21 protein-coding genes, 2 pseudogenes and 1 riboswitch are annotated in these 20,501 nt (G+C 41.2%); of the genes and pseudogenes, 17 read left to right on the top strand and 6 right to left on the bottom strand.

The features are described 5' to 3' along the window. The first annotated feature begins 146 nt into the window (after positions 1-146). Positions 147-1,214, top strand: a complete 1,068-nt coding sequence (gene mnmH / locus CU635_RS21440) for a tRNA 2-selenouridine(34) synthase MnmH (RefSeq protein WP_101579413.1) — start codon at positions 147-149, stop codon at positions 1,212-1,214. 196 nt (positions 1,215-1,410) lie between these two features. Here the strand turns inward: mnmH and CU635_RS21435 are convergent, their stop codons facing one another. Continuing rightward, positions 1,411-2,439 carry an LLM class flavin-dependent oxidoreductase gene (locus CU635_RS21435; protein ID WP_101579412.1) on the bottom strand — a complete coding sequence of 343 codons (1,029 nt, stop codon included), beginning with the start codon at positions 2,437-2,439 and terminating at the stop codon, positions 1,411-1,413. Between the two features lie 279 nt (positions 2,440-2,718). Here CU635_RS21435 and CU635_RS21430 point away from each other — a divergent pair, with 279 nt between their 5' ends. Further along, entirely contained in the window at positions 2,719-3,309 is a 591-nt protein-coding gene (locus tag CU635_RS21430) for a molybdopterin-dependent oxidoreductase (RefSeq protein WP_101579411.1), read from the top strand. A gap of 294 nt (positions 3,310-3,603) precedes the next feature. On the opposite strand, the gene CU635_RS21425 is transcribed toward CU635_RS21430, so the two are convergent. After that, on the bottom strand, positions 3,604-4,533 hold the full coding sequence (locus CU635_RS21425; protein ID WP_101579410.1) for a MerR family transcriptional regulator: 930 nt from the start codon (positions 4,531-4,533) through the stop codon (positions 3,604-3,606). Between the two features lie 545 nt (positions 4,534-5,078). Here CU635_RS21425 and CU635_RS21420 point away from each other — a divergent pair. Further along, positions 5,079-5,291: a hypothetical protein gene (locus CU635_RS21420; RefSeq protein ID WP_101579409.1), complete on the top strand. Its 213-nt coding sequence runs from the start codon at positions 5,079-5,081 to the stop codon at positions 5,289-5,291. A 437-nt stretch (positions 5,292-5,728) separates the two neighbouring features. Here CU635_RS21420 and CU635_RS21415 read toward each other — a convergent pair. Next, a pseudogene (locus tag CU635_RS21415) lies at positions 5,729-6,098 on the bottom strand (hypothetical protein). 285 nt (positions 6,099-6,383) lie between these two features. Here CU635_RS21415 and dat point away from each other — a divergent pair. Continuing rightward, positions 6,384-7,220, top strand: coding sequence for a D-amino-acid transaminase (gene dat, locus CU635_RS21410; protein WP_101579414.1), 837 nt, complete (start codon positions 6,384-6,386; stop codon positions 7,218-7,220). A 91-nt stretch (positions 7,221-7,311) separates the two neighbouring features. Here the strand turns inward: dat and CU635_RS21405 are convergent, their stop codons facing one another. Beyond that, positions 7,312-7,845, bottom strand: coding sequence for a YceI family protein (locus CU635_RS21405; protein ID WP_101579408.1), 534 nt, complete (start codon positions 7,843-7,845; stop codon positions 7,312-7,314). A gap of 214 nt (positions 7,846-8,059) precedes the next feature. On the opposite strand from CU635_RS21405, the gene CU635_RS21400 reads away from it, so the two are divergent. The 3 genes from CU635_RS21400 (at position 8,060) to CU635_RS21390 (ending at position 9,943) form a co-directional block, all read left to right on the top strand. Beyond that, positions 8,060-8,494, top strand: coding sequence for an SRPBCC family protein (locus CU635_RS21400; protein ID WP_101579407.1), 435 nt, complete (start codon positions 8,060-8,062; stop codon positions 8,492-8,494). Position 8,495: 1 nt separating this feature from the next. Further along, the gene (locus tag CU635_RS21395; RefSeq protein WP_101579406.1) at positions 8,496-8,864 is read left to right on the top strand and encodes an ArsR/SmtB family transcription factor; all 369 of its coding nucleotides are present in this window, start codon (positions 8,496-8,498) and stop codon (positions 8,862-8,864) included. Positions 8,865-9,145: 281 nt separating this feature from the next. Further along, positions 9,146-9,943 (top strand): divergent polysaccharide deacetylase family protein, encoded by a 798-nt coding sequence (locus CU635_RS21390; protein ID WP_101579405.1) that lies wholly within the window; start codon positions 9,146-9,148, stop codon positions 9,941-9,943. A 47-nt stretch (positions 9,944-9,990) separates the two neighbouring features. Here the strand turns inward: CU635_RS21390 and CU635_RS21385 are convergent, their stop codons facing one another. Both CU635_RS21385 and CU635_RS21380 read right to left on the bottom strand, forming a co-directional pair. Continuing rightward, positions 9,991-10,251, bottom strand: a complete 261-nt coding sequence (locus tag CU635_RS21385; protein ID WP_101579404.1) for a DUF3006 domain-containing protein — start codon at positions 10,249-10,251, stop codon at positions 9,991-9,993. Between the two features lie 3 nt (positions 10,252-10,254). Beyond that, positions 10,255-11,499, bottom strand: a complete 1,245-nt coding sequence (locus CU635_RS21380; protein WP_101579403.1) for an MBL fold metallo-hydrolase — start codon at positions 11,497-11,499, stop codon at positions 10,255-10,257. Between the two features lie 280 nt (positions 11,500-11,779). Here CU635_RS21380 and CU635_RS21375 point away from each other — a divergent pair. From CU635_RS21375 to CU635_RS21330, 10 genes and pseudogenes are all read left to right on the top strand, one after another. Next, positions 11,780-11,979: pseudogene (locus CU635_RS21375) on the top strand (nitroreductase family protein); the annotation flags it as partial. 471 nt (positions 11,980-12,450) lie between these two features. Continuing rightward, positions 12,451-12,975 carry an NADPH-dependent FMN reductase gene (ssuE, locus tag CU635_RS21370; RefSeq protein WP_101579402.1) on the top strand — a complete coding sequence of 175 codons (525 nt, stop codon included), beginning with the start codon at positions 12,451-12,453 and terminating at the stop codon, positions 12,973-12,975. Positions 12,976-13,450: 475 nt separating this feature from the next. Next, a riboswitch (PreQ1 riboswitch) is annotated at positions 13,451-13,493 on the top strand. Between the two features lie 52 nt (positions 13,494-13,545). Continuing rightward, positions 13,546-14,205, top strand: a complete 660-nt coding sequence (gene queC, locus CU635_RS21365) for a 7-cyano-7-deazaguanine synthase QueC (RefSeq protein WP_101579401.1) — start codon at positions 13,546-13,548, stop codon at positions 14,203-14,205. A 5-nt stretch (positions 14,206-14,210) separates the two neighbouring features. After that, positions 14,211-14,693 (top strand): 6-carboxytetrahydropterin synthase QueD, encoded by a 483-nt coding sequence (gene queD / locus CU635_RS21360; RefSeq protein WP_101579400.1) that lies wholly within the window; start codon positions 14,211-14,213, stop codon positions 14,691-14,693. Next, positions 14,686-15,414 carry a 7-carboxy-7-deazaguanine synthase QueE gene (queE, locus tag CU635_RS21355; protein ID WP_101579399.1) on the top strand — a complete coding sequence of 243 codons (729 nt, stop codon included), beginning with the start codon at positions 14,686-14,688 and terminating at the stop codon, positions 15,412-15,414. The genes queD and queE overlap by 8 nt, the downstream gene beginning before the upstream one ends. Positions 15,415-15,553: 139 nt before the next feature. Then, entirely contained in the window at positions 15,554-15,781 is a 228-nt protein-coding gene (locus CU635_RS21350; RefSeq protein WP_101579398.1) for a hypothetical protein, read from the top strand. Positions 15,782-16,059: 278 nt separating this feature from the next. After that, a complete protein-coding gene (locus CU635_RS21345; RefSeq protein WP_101579397.1) occupies positions 16,060-17,409 on the top strand; it encodes an aspartate kinase in 1,350 nt (449 codons plus the stop codon). Positions 17,410-17,730: 321 nt separating this feature from the next. After that, entirely contained in the window at positions 17,731-18,555 is an 825-nt protein-coding gene (locus CU635_RS21340) for a M55 family metallopeptidase (RefSeq protein WP_101579396.1), read from the top strand. A gap of 13 nt (positions 18,556-18,568) precedes the next feature. Next, positions 18,569-19,501, top strand: coding sequence for an ABC transporter permease (locus tag CU635_RS21335; protein WP_101579395.1), 933 nt, complete (start codon positions 18,569-18,571; stop codon positions 19,499-19,501). Further along, on the top strand, positions 19,501-20,475 hold the full coding sequence (locus CU635_RS21330) for an ABC transporter permease (RefSeq protein ID WP_101579394.1): 975 nt from the start codon (positions 19,501-19,503) through the stop codon (positions 20,473-20,475). The genes CU635_RS21335 and CU635_RS21330 overlap by 1 nt, the downstream gene beginning before the upstream one ends. Positions 20,476-20,501 lie beyond the last annotated feature (26 nt).

The raw sequence follows: 20,501 nt of genomic DNA, 5'->3' as shown, positions 1-20,501 counted from the left end.
ATGAATCCGCTTACACGTTTTAGGTGGAAATAAATTCCGCCAACAAATGCTTGACTCAAACTCGCTGTATCGAACATTTTTAGTTGCGGTTTGTTCATGATAAAATAGATAGAAACGGTAAAACAGCAATAAATGGAGGCATTACTTTGAAGGAAGTTACGTACGAACAATTTTCACATATGAAAAATGGAATACTAGTGGATGTGCGCTCCCCGCTAGAATTTGCAGAAGGTTCTGTTCCAGGTGCAGTGAATATTCCTTTGTTTACGAATACGGAAAGACAGGAAGTTGGAACGCTTTATAAGCAGGCCGGCGCCAATGCAGCCAAATGGCGGGCCATGGAAATCGTTTCCCCAAAGCTTCCAGCGATTCTTAAAGAAATCAGACAGCTATCGGAGCAAAAACTTCAGCCAGTTGTTTATTGTTGGCGGGGAGGAATGCGCAGCGGTTCTGTCGCGACATTTCTGCAATTCGCTGGAATGCCGGCCACGCGCCTGATCGGAGGTTATAAAGCTTACCGTCAATATATTCTCGACAGGATGCCCGAACTTATTCCCCCGAAAGCGGTTGTTCTGCATGGAATGACAGGCTCTGGCAAAACAGAAATCCTAAAGCTTCTTGAAAGCAGAGGTTATCCAGTTCTCGACTTAGAAGAGATTGCTGACCACCGTGGTTCAGTATTTGGGCAGGTAGGTACGGGAACAGGCCATAACCAGAAAACATTTGACAGCCTTCTGTTTGCAGGCTTGGAAAAGCTGAAAGACTCACCTTATTTTATTATGGAAGCAGAGAGCAAGCGAATCGGGCGCGCGCTTCAGCCTGAAATGCTGCTGGATAAAAAAATTAACGGTATCCACATCCATATTGATACCTCAAATTCAGCCAGGATCGACAGGATTTACAAGGAATATGTTATTCCTTTTCAGGACGAGCATTGGTTTCACGAAAAAGTAGTGGAAGGGCTAATGAAAATCGAGAAGCGCTTGAAAAACCGCGAAGTTAACCGCTTGCTTCATGAAAACGCCGAGCACAAAGATTATCAAGAAATCATTCGGCTTCTCCTTGATTATTATTATGATTCGCGCTATCAGTTTAAACGGACCGATTATATCGGCGAATTTTTTCATGTCCCAGGCGATGATGTTGACAAAGCTGCAGAAAAAATTGCAGAAAAACTAGAATTGCTAAATGGCAATTTTTCGATCTCGAGTTAATAAATTCAAAAGCTTCCTGGCAGCTTAGCTTATTATTTTTCGGTACAAGCAGTCCCTGGCTTAGAACTTGAATATTGTTTTTTATCATCGTGACAGAAGTAAAGGAAAATTTTTATACTTTCAAAAAAGGAGCTGGACCATTAATAACGGTCTAGCTCCTTTTAAAATTATTACGATGTGTTTTCAACAACTATAGTTATTTTTTAAATACTTCAGACACTATTTCGAAAGAACGCAAGCGGTCCTGATGGTCAAAGATTTGCGCATTGATCATCATTTCATCTGCACCGGTTTTGTTTAGGAATGCTTCCAGCTTTTCTTTAATGGTATCCGGGTTGCCAATGATCGAAGAGCCGAGCTGCTGCTCAAGTGCAGCTTCTTCATAATCGCTCCACAGGTCATCCATATTATCAACCGGAGGCTGAAGCGGGACCGGGTTGTTACGGATTAAATTAAGGAATTGTTGCTGCATCGAAGTCGCCAGGCGCCGCGCTTTTTCTTCGTTATCTGCTGCAATCACATTTACTCCAACCATTGCGTATGGTTCCTCAAGCACATCCGACGGGCGGAAGCTGCTCCTGTATAAATCCAGTGCTGGTACTGTATGGGCCGGGGAAAAATGGCTTGCAAATGCAAATGGTAAACCGAGCTGGCCGGCAAGCTGTGCACTAAAGCCGCTTGATCCAAGCAGCCAAATCGGTATGTTCAGTCCTTCTCCGGGAACCGCTCTAACATGCATTTTTCCAGATGCCATTGATGGGTCAAAGTATGTCCTAAGCTCTTCCAACTGTTCAGGAAAATCATGGCCGTCACTTCTCCGTTCTCTTCTTAAGGCCTGTGCTGTAAGCTGGTCTGTTCCCGGTGCACGCCCTAAACCAAGATCAATCCTTCCCGGGAACAATGATTCAAGTGTTCCAAATTGCTCAGCGATGATGAGTGGAGCATGGTTCGGAAGCATGATTCCGCCTGAGCCGACACGAATCGTTGAAGTACCAGCCGCAACATGGCCAATAACAACAGATGTTGCGGAGCTGGCGATGCCGGGCATATTATGGTGTTCCGCCAGCCAATACCGGGTATAGCCCCATTTTTCCGCATGGCGGGCAAGATCAAGTGTATTGCGGAGCGATTCAGAAGCCGTACTGTCTTTGACAATCGGTGCCAGGTCAAGCACGGAAAAACGAATGTCGCTCAATTGTTTTTTATCTTTTGAAGTGTTTTGCATTTTTTCATCTTCTTTCTTCAAGCTTGAGTATTTCTGTTTCCTATTAGCATTCGGTTCTAAAACCTATCTACATTTTATCAATTTGTCCTCCCGGCACAAAATAATACGTTCTGGATTTGGAGCAACCGACCGTTAATATAAATTTTAGACAAAACAAAACACCACATTATGTTGGTCCGTTCAATTTCTTGAATTTCAGCTTCAATATCGTTATCATTTTAAAAAAGAAACGCTGGAAAGCCAGACAGTATATTGCGGAATTGAAAGGAATGAGTAACTATGGGAAAAATTCTTCCCCCCGGCCAGTTTGAAACGGAAAATTGGCCGATTCTCCATCAGGGAGATGTTTATCAATTTGATGAGCAAACATGGGATTTCAGGATGTTTGGAGAAGTGAAAAAGGATATTTCACTTTCATATGCTGAGATTATGCAGCTGCCGAAAACAATCTCAACGGTCGACATGCATTGCGTGACGACATGGTCGAAATTCGGGACCAGCTTTGAGGGCATTGCATTACATGAGCTGCTAAAATTGGTACAAGTAAACAGAGATGCGCGCTTTGTAAAAATATACGGATATTACAACGGTGACCGGTTTGGCTATTCCGCCAATATGCCGCTCGAAGCCCTGTTAGGGGACGACGCCTTATTTGTTTATCGCTGGAAGGATGAAAATCATGAATGGCAGGATATTTCACCAAAGCATGGCTATCCGTTAAGGTTTATCCCGCCGGCATCGTTTTATTTATGGAAGGGATCTAAATGGGCTTCAGGCATTCGATTCATGAAAGACGATGAAGCGGGATTTTGGGAAGAGCTCGGTTACTCGATGACAGCCAATCCATATAAGGAAGAACGCTATCGCTGACATCCATACATAAAGATATGTAAGATAAAACAGACGTGGAGTTCAATTGCTCCACGTCTGATTAATACACCCTATAGTCTGAAAGAGATCGAATTGCGGCTCGGCACAACATTATTTCTATGTGAGTGAATTTCATAAAAGCATTCTTTAACTGAAAAACGAACGGTTATTTATAATTAAGACAGTATTATTCGTTTCCTACGGCATACTCCTGTTAATTTAGACAATTTCATTCGTTTTTCGGTTTTGCTTGTTACATTGTGAAATTTACTCATGTAAATACATTTCTTTAGGTCATCGCTTTTCCCAAAAACGCCACCATTTTTTAGGGTTGCTCTGCTCTGCCACAGCCGCTTTGCGAAAACTGACTACCAGTTCCTGAAACACTTCTTCTCTTTTCTTAATTTCTGCACGGTATTGTTGGCGTTCTTGATTAATTGTTTCGATGTAATATTCACGGTCCTCATTTAATGTGTCAACTAGTGTTGAGATTTCATGGTTTGTTACTTCCGTTGCATTTGAAATGTAATGTACTAAGGTTTTGAATTCCTCCGATGAAGCCTCGGATGCTTCGGTTAACCGTCTTGATAGACTTAAAATTTGTTCGGAAGTGTCATTTGAATATGTTTCAATAGACATTGAAGTTTCGTCGGCAGCTTTGTTTATCCTGGTGGCGAGCTCGTCAATATCTTCTTTCGTTTTTTCAGCCGATTTATAGATCGAGTCGGATAATGCCTTAACGGTATGCAGTGACGCTTTTGAAACCTCTTTTTTAACATCATCCAACACTTCTTTACGAATCCCGTTACGAATCTCATTTTTTACTTCGATTAACAGATTATCTTTGTATGTTTCAAGTGTATTAAAGAACTCGGTAAAATCAGGTGTTTCTCCATGTTGATACTCTATTCTATCCACTTCAACGGTTTCAGTATCTGTGGTGATATCGATCAGTTCAGTACTGTACTCGGCGTCCAGCTGTTGAATATGCCTCTCGAGAAGACCGCGGATCAGCTCATTGCCCAAGTTCTGCTCTTGCATTTGCTTAACAGTGATCAAGAGGTCTATTTCGTATTCTGTGAAATATCTTGCTCCTTGTTTTGTTCGCGGGATAACAAGCAATCCGTCCAGATCTTTTTCCCACTGCCTGATCGTTCGCGAAGGAATTTGAATTTGTTCAGACACTTCTTTTATCGTATATGTTCTTATATCTTGACTTTCCATTTTGCCAGCCCTTTCTTTCAGAAAATATATTTTGAGTATACGTGCTCGGTGCGAAAAATTAATTATAACTATATTCCCTATCGGCCTATCTCATTTCCTGCCAGACGACAAAAGCTATCAAAACAAGACGGAATTCATCAGAACCAGCAAAATTTATAATGAGGAACGATTAAATTTTCAACTTGGAAAGGCAGGATTGGACAACATATTTTGGTGAAGGGGTCTGCGGCGAATTTGGTGATGATTTATTGTTTACGATATAATAAATTGGTAGGAGGCGGTCGGAATGCAGGCCTGGAAACAAGAGCTTGTAAATACAAATCCCTGTACATCTTTGGAAAAAGCAATCACTATCCGTTTCTAGAACAACGAGACTTTTTCAATTTTGTAGTCAGAGAGTTTGTCACCGGTATGTATAACTAAAAATTTTTTCGAATATGAGAAGATCTAAAATAGCGGTCTTTATAAAGAAAACTTTACCATTTAAAAATACGCTTGTTTGCCCCATAATATAGACCATATAGAAAAAGGGGGGGAGCATTTTAATGTATGGGATTGAAAAAGGATCTTTAGAGGAAGCTTTAATGCTGTTGCAGGATATCGGATTGCAGTTGAATGAATATCAGAAATCGAATTCAACCATTCCAATTGAACATTATCGAGAGTTGCTGGAATTCAGTATTTCCATTGCAAGACAAACAAACGAGGTTTCAGAAACAATCGATGAAATGATGCAGGATATCGAGCGGAATTTATAAATAGTAGACCAGCCTTCGGTGTACAAAGATGAGTATAAATACCAAACTTTATATATAGAAATATTCCGATGATCTTCACAAAGTTTGAAGGTCTTTTTTGTTTGCCATTAAAATATACAGCTGAGTTAATTTCAGAATGTAATAAGTTAAACCGAAGAACGAATGAAGTTTTCTAGATACACAAGAGTCGGCCGTAGGGATTGAATAATACAATCTTAATTGTTTTTTCCGGTTCCATCAAATCCGCTTACATTGGTAAGTGCTATCATTTTCTTCCCCCGTTTTTCTCGTGATTTTTATTAAAAATTCAATTTTTATGATAACATTTAAAACGCAGTATGACGCGAATTAAATAGATATTCAATTAAAATCGCAAGAAGCTAAAGTGAGCTTTTGTAGGTCTCGTTCATTTTGGGGAGGAGTATTAAGGTACGGTTTTAAACCGTTTCTATATTTCGTTTACGTCTGCGGATCGCTGCAGCAATCTCACTCGGATTTTCGATCGCAAAGATCACATAATTGTATTTGTCGTGGCCGTCCATCTCGATGATAATAAGCGGTTCCCTGCGTTCATACGAAAGGAAGTACCACTCGTTGGCATATTTGAAGCTTCCTTCATAAATATTGAGTGGTGAAATCGATGTGCCAGGCATCCTCAGCATCCACAATGGAGCGTCAAAATACAACAAAAACATTCTTAATCAATGAATAGGGCATAACTACTCTGCGTTTTAATGCATAAAAACTCAAAAGTCCTTTAAGCTCCAGGATACATTCCTGTTCATTAAAAATAATCTTTCTGCTCATGCAGGAGCCCCCCAGAAAATATGCTTTTTCCCGTTCATTATATCATAATGAATATTCAACTTTATTGTCGAAATCTGAATTTTTACCCAAATTAGTTCTTTCTATTGTATGATTGAATAATGAATAATCTTATCGGGAGCCGGCTCAAATTTGGGGGCTATTCTTTTTCGCTCAATCAATGGTGCTGGCTATGATCGGATACAGATTAGGTATTTACAAGCTGGACAGAGTTTCCGTATTTTAGGAAGTTCTTTGAAAGCAAAATTAGATAAGGGGGTTGCAGTTTTGGAAATTGGATATTTTAATGGCAAATTTATTTCTTTGGAGGATGCAGTGATTCCAATTGATGAAAGAGGACATCAATTCGGAGATGGTGTTTATGAAGTTATCCGCGTTTATAATGGAAAGCCATTTATGATGGATGAGCATTTGCAGAGGCTGATTAAAAGTGCAGAGGCGATTAAATTGCCTCTAACCGACGGAATTGAAGAATTGCGATCGCTGATAAACGAAGGAATTACAAAGGCGGGACTCGCTGATTGCAGCGTTTATCTGCAAGTTACAAGAGGGATTGCCGCAAGGCTCCATCTGTTCCCTGATGTTCCGGTTTCTATTTCGATGACGATAAGGCCGGCTAAAGCATTGCCAATCGAAATGAGAGAAAAAGGCGCTAATGCGATCATCCTCGAGGACGAAAGATGGTCCAATTGTTACATAAAATCGTTAAATTTACTGCCGAATATATTAGCTAAGCAAATTGCTTCAGAAGCAGACTGCTTCGAAGCGATTTTAGTAAGAGATGGAGTCGTTACTGAAGGAACAAGCTCGAACGTTTTTTACGTGAAGGATCAAAATATTTATACAGCACCGCTCACTCGGCACATTTTGCCAGGGATTACCCGCATCGTTGTAAAAGAAATTTCAAAAGCTCTCTACATACCATTTAATGAAGAACATTTTGCTCCGGGAAAATTAACCCAAGCAGATGAAGTATTCATTACAAGCACAACCTCAGAAGTCCTTCCAATCGTAAAAATCGACGGACAGGCAATTGGGACAGGGGAGCCGGGGGAAATTACGACACGGATTTATGAGCAATTCCAGGCGAAGCTCATAGAATAATAATTGCTGTAAAAATTATTAAAAACAGCCGCAATCCCGACTGGTTTCGTCAGATTGCGGCTGTTTTCTTTTTACTACACAACTAAGCTGATTATGCTTGTGCAGCGGCTTCAATAACAAGTGAGATTTTGATTTGGTCGCCAATCAGGACGCCGCCAGTTTCTAGTGCCGCATTGTAAGTAAGGCCATAGTCACTGCGGTTAATTTTGCCTTCGCCACTGAATCCAACCTTTTCATTGCCCCAAGGGTCTTTTCCCTGGCCTTCAAAAGTAACGGCGAATGTCTCAGAGCGAGTAGTGCCCGCAATTGTCACGTCACCAGTCACATCGTACTGATCATCGTCTGTTTTCACAATGCTTGTAGATTCAAACGTAATCTTCGGATTCTTTTCTACATCGAAAAAGTCTGCAGTCCGAAGGTGGTTATCACGGTCAGCATTACGTGTATCTATGCTGGTTACATCTACACTGAATGCAATATCAGCTGTTGTTAAGTCAGCCGGATCTGCATCAATAGTAGCTTCAAATTGATGAAATGTACCCTTTACTCTTGCAATCATCATATGCTTTACAGAAAAATCAATACTGCTGTGTGTAGGGTCAACTGCCCATTTTGTTCTAGTCATTTTACCATTCCTCCACAATTTTAATTCGAAATTACTTTGAATTCGAGATAATTTACTTCGAGATAAATTATAAAATGAAACTGCAATCTATGTCAACAAAAAAATTCATCACATTTTCTAATTTAAAATTTGAATGTTGACATGAAACCAAATGGTTGTATATAATCTTATGTGCAACCAAATGGTTTTATATTTTCGCATATGGAGGATTATCATGCAGGAAAACAATACAGCGACTTTGCCAGATATCAAAAAAACGGTTATTTTTAATGCGCCTATACAAAAAGTATGGGATGCAGTTGCAACTTCAGAGGGGATTGCGACATGGTTCATGCCAAATAATTTCGAGCCAAAAATCGGTCATGATTTTCATTTACAGTCACCATTTGGACCATCACCCTGCAAAGTATTAGAGTTGGATCCTCCGAAGCGTCTCGTGTTTTCATGGGATGTGTTCGGCTGGGTTGTCACATTTGAACTCAAAGATTTGGAAGATAAAACGGAATTCACTCTTATTCATGCAGGATGGGGTAAGCCTGATCAGTTGGTACCAGGGGCACAGGAAACATTTGCTGTGATTCGCAATAGGATGAAGAATGGTTGGGAGCCGCTTGTCAATGAAAAACTCCGTAACGTAGTCGAGGCCTAATATGACATCAGCAGCCAAACATGATGTTTTTCAGGCGATTGCTGATCCAAACAGAAGAAAACTGTTAAAATTGCTGGCTGAAAAAGAATTGCCTATTTCAGAAATTAGCAGCCACTTTCCGATCAGTCGTACTGCGGTTGCGAAGCATTTGTCAATTCTTGCAGAAGCAGATCTTGTACGCGGACGGAAAGCTGGCAGAGAGAAAAGATACAGTCTTCATGCCGAACCACTAACCGAATTAAAAGATTGGCTGTCCTTTTATGAGCAGTTTTGGGACAACAAGCTATCAATGCTTAAGCATTTTGTTGAAAATGGTAGTCACAGAAATATTGATATCGTTCAAAGAAAAGACGAACAGCAAGGAGAATAAAAAGTTTTTTGAAATAGAATATGGAATTGTGAAGATTAAACGCCTGAACTCATCAATAGTTTATGGCGTTTTTCTTATATCATTTTGCCACCTCAGTCTATTTCACAATGTTATAGCTAAACCGAAAAACGAATGAATTTTATTAGTAAATTATGTCATGGGAAATAAATAATACTAAATGACTGTTCGTTTTTCAATTCAAAGAATTGGCTTTATGAAATTCATTCCACTAATAATATTGCAAAAAAAGTTTGGATAAGCTAAAAAAAAGGAGTGGTCGTATGAAGGCCTTATTTGTTTCTATTCTTCTCTTCGTACCATATATCAATTCTGCAGCGACTGAACTACATAAAGAGGAGCTTGTTGCAGAGGAAAACAAATTGGCGATTGTGATTGATGATCTTGGAAACAACATGAAAGGAACGGAGGATATTATGAAGCTTCCAGTTACCTTAACGGTTGCGGTGATGCCGTTTCTTCCGACTACAGCCGAGGATGCAAAAATGGCAAAACAGTATGGCCATGAAGTGATTGTTCATTTGCCGATGGAACCGAGGCGCGGCAAGAAGAGCTGGCTCGGACCGGGTGCGATCACGACCAATTTAAGCGATCAGGAAATTCGTAAGCGGGTTGAAGCAGCGATTGAAAATGTTCCAGGCGCTATAGGGATGAACCACCATATGGGGTCAAAGGCAGCAGGTGACGAGCGGGTGATGGGAATTGTTTTAGAGGTTTGCAAGGAACACGGACTGTATTACCTCGACAGTAAGACAACCGGCAAGAAAGTGATCAAAAAGCTTGCAGATGAAATGAGTATTCCTTATCTGGAAAATAACATTTTTTTTGATGATATTTATACCACCCGCCATATCGCAAAGCAGGCAAATAAAGTGGCTAAAAGGTTGGACGAGCAGCAACAGTTAATTGCGATCGGCCATGTTGGTATAACAGGGACGAAGCTATACAGGGTTTTAAAAGAATATATTCCAATTTATCAAAGCGAATCCGAAATTGTACCGGTATCGGAAATGATACCTGGCTATGATTGGATTGATAAAGAACTTCCATATGACGAGTAATGATAAAAACAGCCAGCTTTACACACTGGCTGTTCCTTTTCGCTTGTCTAATTTTTCTTAAATTTGCTTCTGCTTTTGTTGCGAAGCTTTTGCGTCAAATTGTCCACTTTCTGCTCTGAGGATGCGGTCGCTTCCTCGTTTAAGGTTAAGCCCGTAATGTGTCCGTCTTCCAAGGTGACGTCAAACCATGAATGAACGGAGCTTCCAGCAGGCAGCTTTTCTTTGTGAATAATGAATTCCTTGTTAACGGCTTCTACTAAAATGACCGCATATTGGTTTTCCTCGATTCTGTCCAAGTAGCCTTTCATTTGTTAACCTCCTGTACAGGCCAGTCCTTGCTTCTTGATATCTGCGATTCTTGAAGCTCCGATTCCGTTGATATTGCGTAAATCATCAACAGAGTTAAACGGCCGCAAGCTTTGCAATTCAACCGCCCGGGCAGGCCCAATATGAATAATTTCTTGCAGCTGACCAGGAGCTGCCTTGTTGATATCTACGCAGTTACTGTTGCTTGCTGCCGTCTCTGTTGCTGGATTGGCACCAGAGTCAGTTGATTCTGTGACTATCCCCGCTTTTTTTGTGTTGATTTTATAATCAGTGCCAGTTGTCGAAACGACTATCGTTCCATGGATATCGGTACCATATAATTGAATCCCGGCATTTTTGAGTAAATTGACAACTTCTTCGTGTGGATGCCCGTACGGATTGTCATCTCCAGCACTGTAAATTGCCAGTTTTGGATTGACCGCATCTACAAACGCCGCGCTTGTCGAAGTGGAAGATCCATGGTGCCCGAGATGAAGGATATCTGCTGATAAGTCCATCCCACTGGAGAGCATTTCCTGTTCATTTTCAACAGCTGCATCTCCTGTAAATACGAAGCGAACTTCACCATAGGTCAGCCTTAAAGAGATAGATTCCTCATTCGTCTTGCCGGTAATGGTTTTCGGATATAAAACCTCGACGTTCAACGGTCCGATTTCGAATTGATCGCCCATTCTTGGTTCATAATAATCTGCACCGGATGAATCGATTGCAGCCAGCAGTCGCTGGTAGGTTTCTGAAGTGCTCGTATTTCCTGACAGCCACACCTCACCAACTTTGAAGCCGGTTACGACGTCATCAAGCTGCCCAATATGATCGGCATCAGGATGCGTACCGATCGCAATGTCGATTTGGTTTACTCCAAGTGACTTCAAGTAGTGAATCACATCAGTGCGGTTAAAATTGCCGGCATCTATCAGAATCGTATAATCTTCGCTACCGTCAGAGAATTGCAATAGGGTTGAATCAGCCTGGCCAACATCTATGTAATGGACTTTCAGCTCGGGCAGCTCAACAGCTAATAATCCACTGTTATTTGCACTGCTAGCGGACTGAGCTGCTTCAGTTTCAACTTGTTCTCGTTTCGATATACGATCTGTTCCGACATTTTCTGTGGGATCTGCATTCTCGAACGTTCCGGGATGGTCAGTATTGGAATTTTCTGCGGAACAACCGGTAATGAAAAGAAAAGTGAATGTAGTTAATAATGCTAAAACATACTTTTTATACATGAAAACCTCCCCATGACTTCATTATTTTAACAAACATATTTCATTTTATAAAAGCCCTGTTTGACTAAATGAGCTTTTTGGTTTTAAAAAAGTTAATTATTTAATGTGAAAAGAACCCTCACTACAAGGGATAAACAGTGAAATCATGACCAGACTAAAAGGTGGAAAAACATAATATGGAGAGATGCAATCATGGCTAAAGATTTTTATGAAGCAGTAAAAGAGCGACGGTCAATATATGGAATCAGCAAGAACGTCGACATTTCAGAGGGAAGAATTGATCTGGACGGCATTGGACATTGAAGGATTGGGAGCATCACTGCAGCACTATAATCCGTTGATCGACAACCAAGTCCGCGTACAGTGGAACATTCCGGAGACCTGGAAATCACGGCGCAAATGCCATTTGGTGCAGTTACAGTACCCGCAGGCGATAAGGATTTTCAACCGTTGGAAGAACGTGTCAAGATTTATAAGTGATGATGACCCGGGCATACAGGAAAAACTGTATGCTTTTATTATATTCTTTTCAAGTTTGTGGCCAGTTTTTTTCATCGCGGACTCACATTCATATGTTAAAATTTTATAAAAAAGAACAGCATGCAGGCGGTGCATTTCGCAAACTGCTCAAAAGGCAGGCACCTGGATTAGTGATGCATCTTTAAACTGCTACATAAGTATCTGGTATTCAATAACATTATTATGTAAACAAATATTCATTATATCTAATTAAGCTAAATCAAAGTATCGACTAAATTCGTTCATAATCCTAATCGCTTGCAATTCAGCAAAAAAAATGGTGAAAATAGAAGGAACGAAACTGAGCAAAAAAATTGAATCGAAGACCCGCTAATATTCATGTTGAAAAATATACCGCGGTACTATTCATGAAGGATCCTTAGATCGATCCATCAACAGTCTTCGATAAAAAACAGCTGGAGTGTGGAAAGTATGGCAAAAGCAGTGATTATTTCGGGAGGAACATCAGAAAATTCCCGCCTTAATGGTATTTCCGATTTTGTAGAGAACTATTTAAATTCTGAAGGGATTACCTTCGATACAATAAATGTTCGCGATTTACCGCCTGCCGATTTAATTTATGGGAAGTATGACAGTCCTGATATTATCATGGCAAACGCGAAGGTAGAAGAGGCAGAAATCGTTATTATTTTGACTCCTGTTTATAAAGCTTCCTTCACAGGAGTCTTAAAAACGTATCTCGATCTGCTCCCACAAAAAGGGCTTGTCGATAAGACAGTGCTGCCGCTCGTTTTAGGAGGAACATTTGGCCACTTATTAATGATTGATTACGCGTTAAAACCTGTATTAGCAGCATTAGGAGCAACTACCCTGCTAGCTGGAGCCTATATTCTAGACACCCAGGTAGAACGGCTTGAGAACCAGCAATTCAAACTGGACACAGATGCTGAACAACGATTGCAGCAGGCATTGGGCTATGTAAGTCCCGAAAAATAAAAATTGGTCCTCATTTTTTACAAACAATAGCTATTCCCGATTTGTAATGGATGGGCTTTTATATGAAAAAATGCAACTTTCGAATGAGCGAAATGTTATAATAATATCTTCCTACTGATGAACTCGGGCAACCTCATCATCGTCATGATGAAACAGACGCTAAGCTTTGAAAGTTTCACAATGGATGTGAACAAACTTAACGGAGAAAACACACAATTAACAAGAACTGATGGCACAGAAGAAGATATCCATTATTTTGATCGAAAAATTTCCGACATTTACCAGGAAATTTATGTTATCAAAAATCGATCTTATTAGAATATAGATTAGTCATACTTAATATAATGGTGGTACTTAACTTTTTCTAAATATGTTCGCAATAACATTCAATCTTAGATCTTCTGCGCTTTTATCATTCCAATTTGAGTTCAAACTATGCTAGAATAGCAATAGCTAAATAAAAATCCGTTATGATACGGTAGAGGTTCTAGCTACCCTCTTAAAAAAACTAAGAGAAACAGGACTGCTTTCTTAGTGGTGCTGTTTTTTCTATTTAAGGAGAATGAATAAGTGAAAAAAGATAAAGCAGTAATTGTTTTTAGCGGTGGCCAGGACAGCACGACTTGCTTGTTCTGGGCACTGGAACAGTTTGCTGAAGTGGAGGCTGTTACATTTGATTACAATCAACGACATAGCAATGAAATTGATTGTGCGAAAGAGATTACGAAAGAACTCGGGATCACTCACCATATTCTTGATATGTCATTGTTGAATCAATTAGCACCAAATGCATTAACTAGAAGTGAAATTGAAGTTGAAGAAGGGGCAGAAGGAGAACTGCCATCAACGTTCGTTCCGGGCAGAAACCTCTTGTTTCTGTCTTTTGCCGGAGTTTTAGCAAGGCAAATTGGCGCAAAGCATATTGTTACCGGTGTGTGCGAAACAGACTTTAGCGGTTACCCTGATTGCCGGAATGTGTTCATACAATCGCTTAATGTAACGCTGAACCTGGCGATGAATGCCGAGTTTGTGATTCACACTCCCTTAATGTGGCTCGATAAAGCCGAGACATGGAAACTGGCTGATGAGCTCAATGCATTTGAATTCGTCCGTGAAAAAACATTAACCTGCTATAACGGCGTGGTTGCCTCTGGATGCGGGGAATGTCCTGCATGCAAGCTGAGACAAAAAGGCCTTGATGAATATATGAAAAACCGGAAGGAGTTTTAAAAACAATGTACGGATTTCGGATTGTCGATAAACTCCAAAAGATCGATGAAGATATTAACAGAGACCAGTTGAAATACCATGCTAAACGCGTCCTTGTCAGCAAGGAATTTACCTTTGATGCTGCCCATCATTTGCATTGTTATGAAGGGAAATGTAAAAATCTGCACGGCCACACATACAAGGTCATCTTCGGGCTGAGCGGATTCGTTGATCATAGGGGTTTGCTGATCGATTTTGCTGATATTAAGGAAATTTGGAAAAACGAGATTGAAATTCATCTAGACCATAAGTATTTAAACGAAACGCTCCCGCCAATGAATACGACGGCTGAAAACATCGTTGTCTGGATTTATGAACAAATGGCAGAAGCTCTTAAGCGGCAGGACAGACAGCAAAAATATGATGGGGCACGAGTTGAATTTGTCCGGCTTTATGAAACTCCGACCAGCTATGCCGAAGCGCGAAGGGAGTGGATGGAAGTTGAGTAAAATTCCTGTTATGGAGGTGTTCGGACCGACCATTCAAGGTGAGGGAATGGTGATCGGCCAAAAGACGATGTTTGTGAGGACTGCTGGCTGTGATTATTCCTGCTCCTGGTGTGACTCATCATTTACATGGGATGGAACTGGGAAAGAACTGATTAAGCAAATGAGTGCAGAAGAAATTTTGGCAGAGTTAAGAAGGATCGGCGGAGACGGCTTTTCGTTTGTGACGATTTCGGGCGGCAATCCGGCTTTGCTGAAAAACATGGGCAGCTTGATTGAGCTGTTACAACAAAATCAAATAAAAGTTTGTCTTGAAACGCAAGGGAGCAGATGGCAGGACTGGTTTTATGAGATTGATGAATTGACGTTATCTCCAAAACCGCCAAGTTCCGGAATGGTCACTGATTTTGGTGCCCTTGATATGATCATCACTAATCTTGAGCAAAGACCGCTAAACAAAAATATAAGTTTGAAAGTTGTGGTTTTTACAGATGATGATTATGATTATGCACGCAGCCTGCATTTCCGCTACCCTGAAGTTCCGTTTTTTTTACAGGTCGGGAATGAGGATACCACAACGAAAGATGATGGAAAGTTAATCCTTAATCTGCTGGAGAAATATCAGCTATTAATCGATAAGGTTATGAACGACCAGGATTTAAAGAACGTGAAGGTACTTCCGCAATTGCATACCTATATTTGGGGAAATAAACGGGGTGTCTAAATAAGACAGTCAGCTGGTTCATGCAAGCTGGCTTTTTTCTATTTTTATAGAAAAAACAAGCAATTAGTGTTGCTTAGTGACTAATATCTGAATTACAATAAAATTGTCACAGAATTTTCGAAATAAAGGGAGGAATTGGATGTTACGCTTAGCAGTTGCAAGCATCTTGGGATTTGTCTTGTTTATGATTGAAACAATGATTGTCATGGAGCTGAAAAATTATCACACGATTGATTACGGTGGCCTTGGCCCTTTTACAAGTGTGTGGGCTATGAACATTTTCTTCGTCTTTGCGATCCTCACCCAAATTAAAATTTGGTATTACAATCAAAGACAACGCCAATCGGAAAATGTGCCTTTCCATTGACATGCCCTTATTAAGGGTTTTTTTTATGCAATTTTTTAAAGCCAGGGTAACATATATTCCAGGCGAACTTTACTACATATAAAAAGGTTAGTCGTAACCTTTAATTCAATTATGAAATTTACTGGTTTCAGTGTGATAATTTTCTGGTTCATATCGTTTAAAAAAGTCCTTCTTAAAAATACATTTGTACTTATGAGAAGGAAAAACTACTTGCGTCTTTGCTGCTTTTAGAGTAATAATAAAGATAAATTTTTTAAAAGAGCAGGAGATGTCGTGCAATGAAGGTTGTGAAGTTTGGCGGAAGCTCACTTGCTTCGGGAGAGCAGATTGAAAAGGTGTTCCGCATCATTGTTTCCGATCCAGAGCGCAAGGTGGTCGTCGTTTCCGCACCCGGTAAACGCAATCCTGACGATTTGAAAGTGACCGATTTATTGATTGACTGTGCCGACAGAGCGCTGCGGCTCGGTGATGCAGGAGATTTATTTCATAGTGTTTTAGATCGATATATTTTGATTGCCAAACAACTAAAGCTGCCCGAGGGGATAATCTCAAGAATTCATGACGATTTGCTTAACGTCATCAATGGTGATAAAAGCAGTCCAGACCATTACCTTGATGCGGTAAAAGCAAGTGGCGAAGATAATCTGGCCAAACTCATTGCTGCCTATTTTCAAGCTCAGGGAGTCGAAGCACATTATGTGAATCCCGGTGAAGCCGGAATGATCGTAACGGATGAGCCCGGGAACGCACGGATTTTGCCTGAGGCATACGATCATCTTTTTTCCCTGCGCAGTCGATCGGGAATTTTAATCGTCCCCGGCTTTTTTGGCTACACAGAGAATGGAAAGGTCCTGACTTTTTCACGCAGCGGCTCGGATATTACCGGCTCAATTCTTGCAAACGGGATAAAGGCTTCCTTATACGAAAATTTTACTGACGTCGATGCCGTCTATTCAGTGAATCCGAATGTTGTTGATGATCCTAAAGAAATCAAGGAACTCACCTACAGGGAAATGCGGGAGCTTTCATATGCTGGATTTTCCGTATTTCATGATGAAGCGCTGATCCCTGCTTTTAAGGCAGGAATTCCAGTTCATATTAAAAATACGAACAATCCAAATGCACCGGGAACAAAGGTAATGAACGAACGAAAAGCCGTCAATGGCCCGGTAATTGGTATTGCCAGTGATCAAGGTTTTTGCAGCGTTTATGTAAGCAAATACTTAATGAACCGGGAGGTCGGCTTCGGTCGAACGCTTCTGCAAATTTTAGTTGAATTGGGATTATCATATGAACATACGCCTTCGGGTATTGACGACATATCAATTATCATCAGGCAGTCGCAAATCAATGAAGAACTCGAACAGCAAATCATCGACCGAATCTACGAAGAGCTCCATGCTGATGAAGTAAAGATTGAACGCAATCTGGCACTAGTGATGATCGTCGGGGAAGGAATGCGCCATAATGTGGGGACGATGGCGAGGGCATCGACGGCACTAGCCAGAGCGGGCATCAATATCGAGATGATTAACCAGGGCTCATCAGAAGTAAGCATGATGTTTGGTGTAAAAGAAGCAGAAGAAGCACGGGCAGTTCAGGCGCTTTATCGGGAATTTTTTGACTGATGCGGAAAGATGACTGCAAAATCCTAAATCCATGGAACAAAACCGTATAATCAGAAAACATCATAAAAAAATTTTTGCTTTTTTTAACGCGGGGTATCGACCGTGTTTTTTTTTGACAAAGAAGACAAGCATGAAAAAGAATCACCCAAATGATAAGCGGATAGGGAAATAGACTGCTAAACAAAGCAATCATTCAAAAAATAACTCTGAAAAGCTATCAATCGCCAACGCTATTTTTATTGTCGAAAGAATTGCTTAAAGTAGTTCTATAATTTATAATATTAAGATAATTATAATTCAAGCTGAAAGGAGGCAAAAAGAATGAAACTATATGTATCTGTTGATATGGAGGGTATTTCTGGTCTAGTTGACCATACACATGTCGATTCTTCCAAACACAATTATGGGCGCGGGCGCGAGATTATGACCGCCGAGGCGAATCATGTGATCACCACAGCATTTAACAACGGCTGCTCGGAAGTCATTGTAAACGACAGTCATTCAAAAATGAATAATCTTTTAGTAGAAAAGCTGCACCGCGACACTCAGTTAATCAGCGGAGATGTAAAGCCGTTATCAATGGTCCAAGGATTGGACGACACCTATACGGGAGCTATGTTTGTCGGCTACCATGCAAGAGCTTCGTTGAAAGGAGTGATGTCCCACTCGATGATCTTTGGAGTTCGCCATATGTACATAAATGACATCGCAATCGGAGAACTGGGCTTTAATGCATACGTGGCCGGCTATTTTGGCGTACCAGTGCTGCTTGTTGCAGGTGATGACCGGGCTGCGCTTGAAGCAGAAGAATTGATTCCAAATGTAACGACTGCAGCGGTGAAACAGCAGATTTCTCGCTCTGCAGCGCTTACATTAACACCGGAAAAAGCAGGTGAGCTGCTTCAGGAAAAAACGGTTTTTGCATTGGAAAACAAAGATAAAGTGAAGCCGCTGACTCCGCCGGAAAATCCCCTGTTGCGAATTGAATTTGCCAATTACGGACAGGCAGAATGGGCAAACCTGATGCCTGGAACCGAAATCGAGGAAGGTACTACGATTGTCCGTTTTCAAGCAAAGAACATTCTCGAAGCCTACCAAGCGATGCTTGTCATGACTGAATTAGCGATGAGAACCACATTCTGTTAGGAAGTGTGAAACGATGCATACATATCTTCTAAAAAGACTGCTTTCCATGCTTGTTACCTTATGGGTCATTATTACATTAACCTTCTTCCTGATGCATGCGATCCCTGGCTCTCCTTTCACCGATGAGCGGACGACAAATGAAGCGATCCAGCGGAATCTTGCGGCGCATTATCACCTCGATGAATCGCTTCCGGTTCAGTATTTGATGTATTTAAAAGCTCTGATCACCTTTGACTTTGGGCCTTCGATTAGTCATTCATCACAGACAGTGAATGAACTGCTCGGGAGAGGATTCCCGGTCTCCTTTGAGTTGGGCATGGTCACTCTGATTGTTGCCATTGTTTCCGGCATCAGCCTTGGAATTGTAGCGGCTCTTCGCCATAACGGTATTATCGATTATGCAGCGATGACGATTGCTGTATTTGGAATTTCAGTTCCAAACTTTGTGATGGCGACGCTGTTAATCCAGCAAGTGGCCGTAAATTGGGGAATCCTGCCGGTGGCAACCTGGTCAAGCATTCGGCATATGATTTTACCGACGCTGGCACTTGCAACAGGGCCGATGGCACTGATTGCAAGGTTAACACGCTCAAGCATGCTTGAGGTGTTGACCCAGGATTACATCCGCACAGCCCGGGCAAAAGGCCTTTCTCCTGTCAAAATTGTCATAAAGCATGCATTGAGAAATGCTCTTCTTCCTGTCGTGACCGTGCTTGGATCGCTTGCTGCAAGCATTCTAACCGGTACCTTTGTTATTGAAAAGATATTCGCGATACCGGGAATGGGCAAATATTTTATTGAAAGCATCGGAAATCGGGATTATCCGGTTATTATGGGTACAACCGTGTTTTACAGTGCGATTTTAATATTCATGCTTTTTCTCGTTGACCTGGCGTATGGCGTTTTGGATCCGCGCATTAAGCTGCATAAAAAGGAGGGAAGATAGTGGAGCTTCGTAAACAACATGAACCGAATATCTCGCCACAAGTCCCTGACGAATGGTTTGTACGAAAAGTGAAGAATGAAAAAGAGGCAGAAGCGGTTACAAGGCCGAGCCAATCGTATTGGCAGGACGCATGGCGCCGACTGCGCAAAAATAAGCTGGCGATGAGCGGGTTATTCTTTTTAGTGCTTATAACCTTTATGTCCATTTTCGGCCCGGCGATTTCACTGCATAGCATTGACAATGATCTTAGCCAGCAAAATCTTCCCCCCTCCTCTACTTATTGGTTTGGAACTGACGAACTTGGCCGCGACGTTTTTACAAGAACATGGTATGGGGCAAGAATCTCTTTATTTGTCGGGGTAGTTGCCGCGTTGATTGATTTTGTGGTAGGCGTTATATATGGGGGCATTGCCGGCTATAAAGGCGGCAGAACGGACCAAGTAATGATGCGGGTTATCGAAATTTTATATGGTCTCCCGTATTTATTGGTTGTGATCCTTTTAATGGTGGTAATGGGTCCTGGTTTATCGACGATCATTGTTGCTTTAACTGTGACGGGGTGGATCGGCATGGCGAGAATTGTCAGGGGGCAGGTGCTGCAAATCAAAAATTATGAATTCATTTTAGCTTCTAAAACTTTTGGGACAAAGACACCAAGGATTATCCGCAAGAATCTTCTCCCTAATACAATGGGCCCGATTATCGTGCAAATGACGTTAACCGTTCCATCGGCTATTTTTGCTGAAGCTTTCTTAAGCTTTCTCGGATTGGGCATCCAGGCACCACATGCCAGTTGGGGAGTAATGGCGGATAACGGTTTGTCGACGATTCTTTCCGGTCATTGGTGGCGGCTATTTTTCCCGGCCTTTTTCATTTCCTTAACGATGTTTGCATTTAATGTGTTGGGTGATGGATTGCAGGATGCCCTTGATCCAAGGGGTAGTGTAAAAAGTTCTATGAAAACTCGGCTTTGAGGGTTCCGTTCTGCCACAAAACAGAT

The organism is Bacillus canaveralius (assembly GCF_002860125.1).
GTDB classification, from domain to species: Bacteria; Bacillota; Bacilli; order Bacillales; family Cytobacillaceae; genus Bacillus_BJ; species Bacillus_BJ canaveralius.
The sequence above is the reverse complement of the archived record's forward strand: the minus strand, read 5'-3'. Positions and strand labels throughout refer to the sequence as shown.

What these genes read in the sequence shown, in the direction of transcription:
- queD (WP_101579400.1), top strand. Translation starts at nt 14,211, where the DNA reads ATGTACGGATTTCGGATTGTCGATAAACTCCAAAAGATCGATGAAGAT.
- CU635_RS21335 (WP_101579395.1), top strand. Translation starts at nt 18,569, where the DNA reads ATGCATACATATCTTCTAAAAAGACTGCTTTCCATGCTTGTTACCTTA.
- CU635_RS21350 (WP_101579398.1), top strand. Translation starts at nt 15,554, where the DNA reads ATGTTACGCTTAGCAGTTGCAAGCATCTTGGGATTTGTCTTGTTTATG.
- CU635_RS21340 (WP_101579396.1), top strand. Translation starts at nt 17,731, where the DNA reads ATGAAACTATATGTATCTGTTGATATGGAGGGTATTTCTGGTCTAGTT.
- CU635_RS21400 (WP_101579407.1), top strand. Translation starts at nt 8,060, where the DNA reads ATGCAGGAAAACAATACAGCGACTTTGCCAGATATCAAAAAAACGGTT.
- CU635_RS21385 (WP_101579404.1), bottom strand. Translation starts at nt 10,251, where the DNA reads ATGAAAGGCTACTTGGACAGAATCGAGGAAAACCAATATGCGGTCATT.
- ssuE (WP_101579402.1), top strand. Translation starts at nt 12,451, where the DNA reads ATGGCAAAAGCAGTGATTATTTCGGGAGGAACATCAGAAAATTCCCGC.
- CU635_RS21435 (WP_101579412.1), bottom strand. Translation starts at nt 2,439, where the DNA reads ATGCAAAACACTTCAAAAGATAAAAAACAATTGAGCGACATTCGTTTT.
- CU635_RS21395 (WP_101579406.1), top strand. Translation starts at nt 8,496, where the DNA reads ATGACATCAGCAGCCAAACATGATGTTTTTCAGGCGATTGCTGATCCA.
- CU635_RS21405 (WP_101579408.1), bottom strand. Translation starts at nt 7,845, where the DNA reads ATGACTAGAACAAAATGGGCAGTTGACCCTACACACAGCAGTATTGAT.
- CU635_RS21425 (WP_101579410.1), bottom strand. Translation starts at nt 4,533, where the DNA reads ATGGAAAGTCAAGATATAAGAACATATACGATAAAAGAAGTGTCTGAA.
- CU635_RS21390 (WP_101579405.1), top strand. Translation starts at nt 9,146, where the DNA reads ATGAAGGCCTTATTTGTTTCTATTCTTCTCTTCGTACCATATATCAAT.
- CU635_RS21430 (WP_101579411.1), top strand. Translation starts at nt 2,719, where the DNA reads ATGGGAAAAATTCTTCCCCCCGGCCAGTTTGAAACGGAAAATTGGCCG.
- CU635_RS21420 (WP_101579409.1), top strand. Translation starts at nt 5,079, where the DNA reads ATGTATGGGATTGAAAAAGGATCTTTAGAGGAAGCTTTAATGCTGTTG.
- CU635_RS21345 (WP_101579397.1), top strand. Translation starts at nt 16,060, where the DNA reads ATGAAGGTTGTGAAGTTTGGCGGAAGCTCACTTGCTTCGGGAGAGCAG.
- CU635_RS21380 (WP_101579403.1), bottom strand. Translation starts at nt 11,499, where the DNA reads ATGTATAAAAAGTATGTTTTAGCATTATTAACTACATTCACTTTTCTT.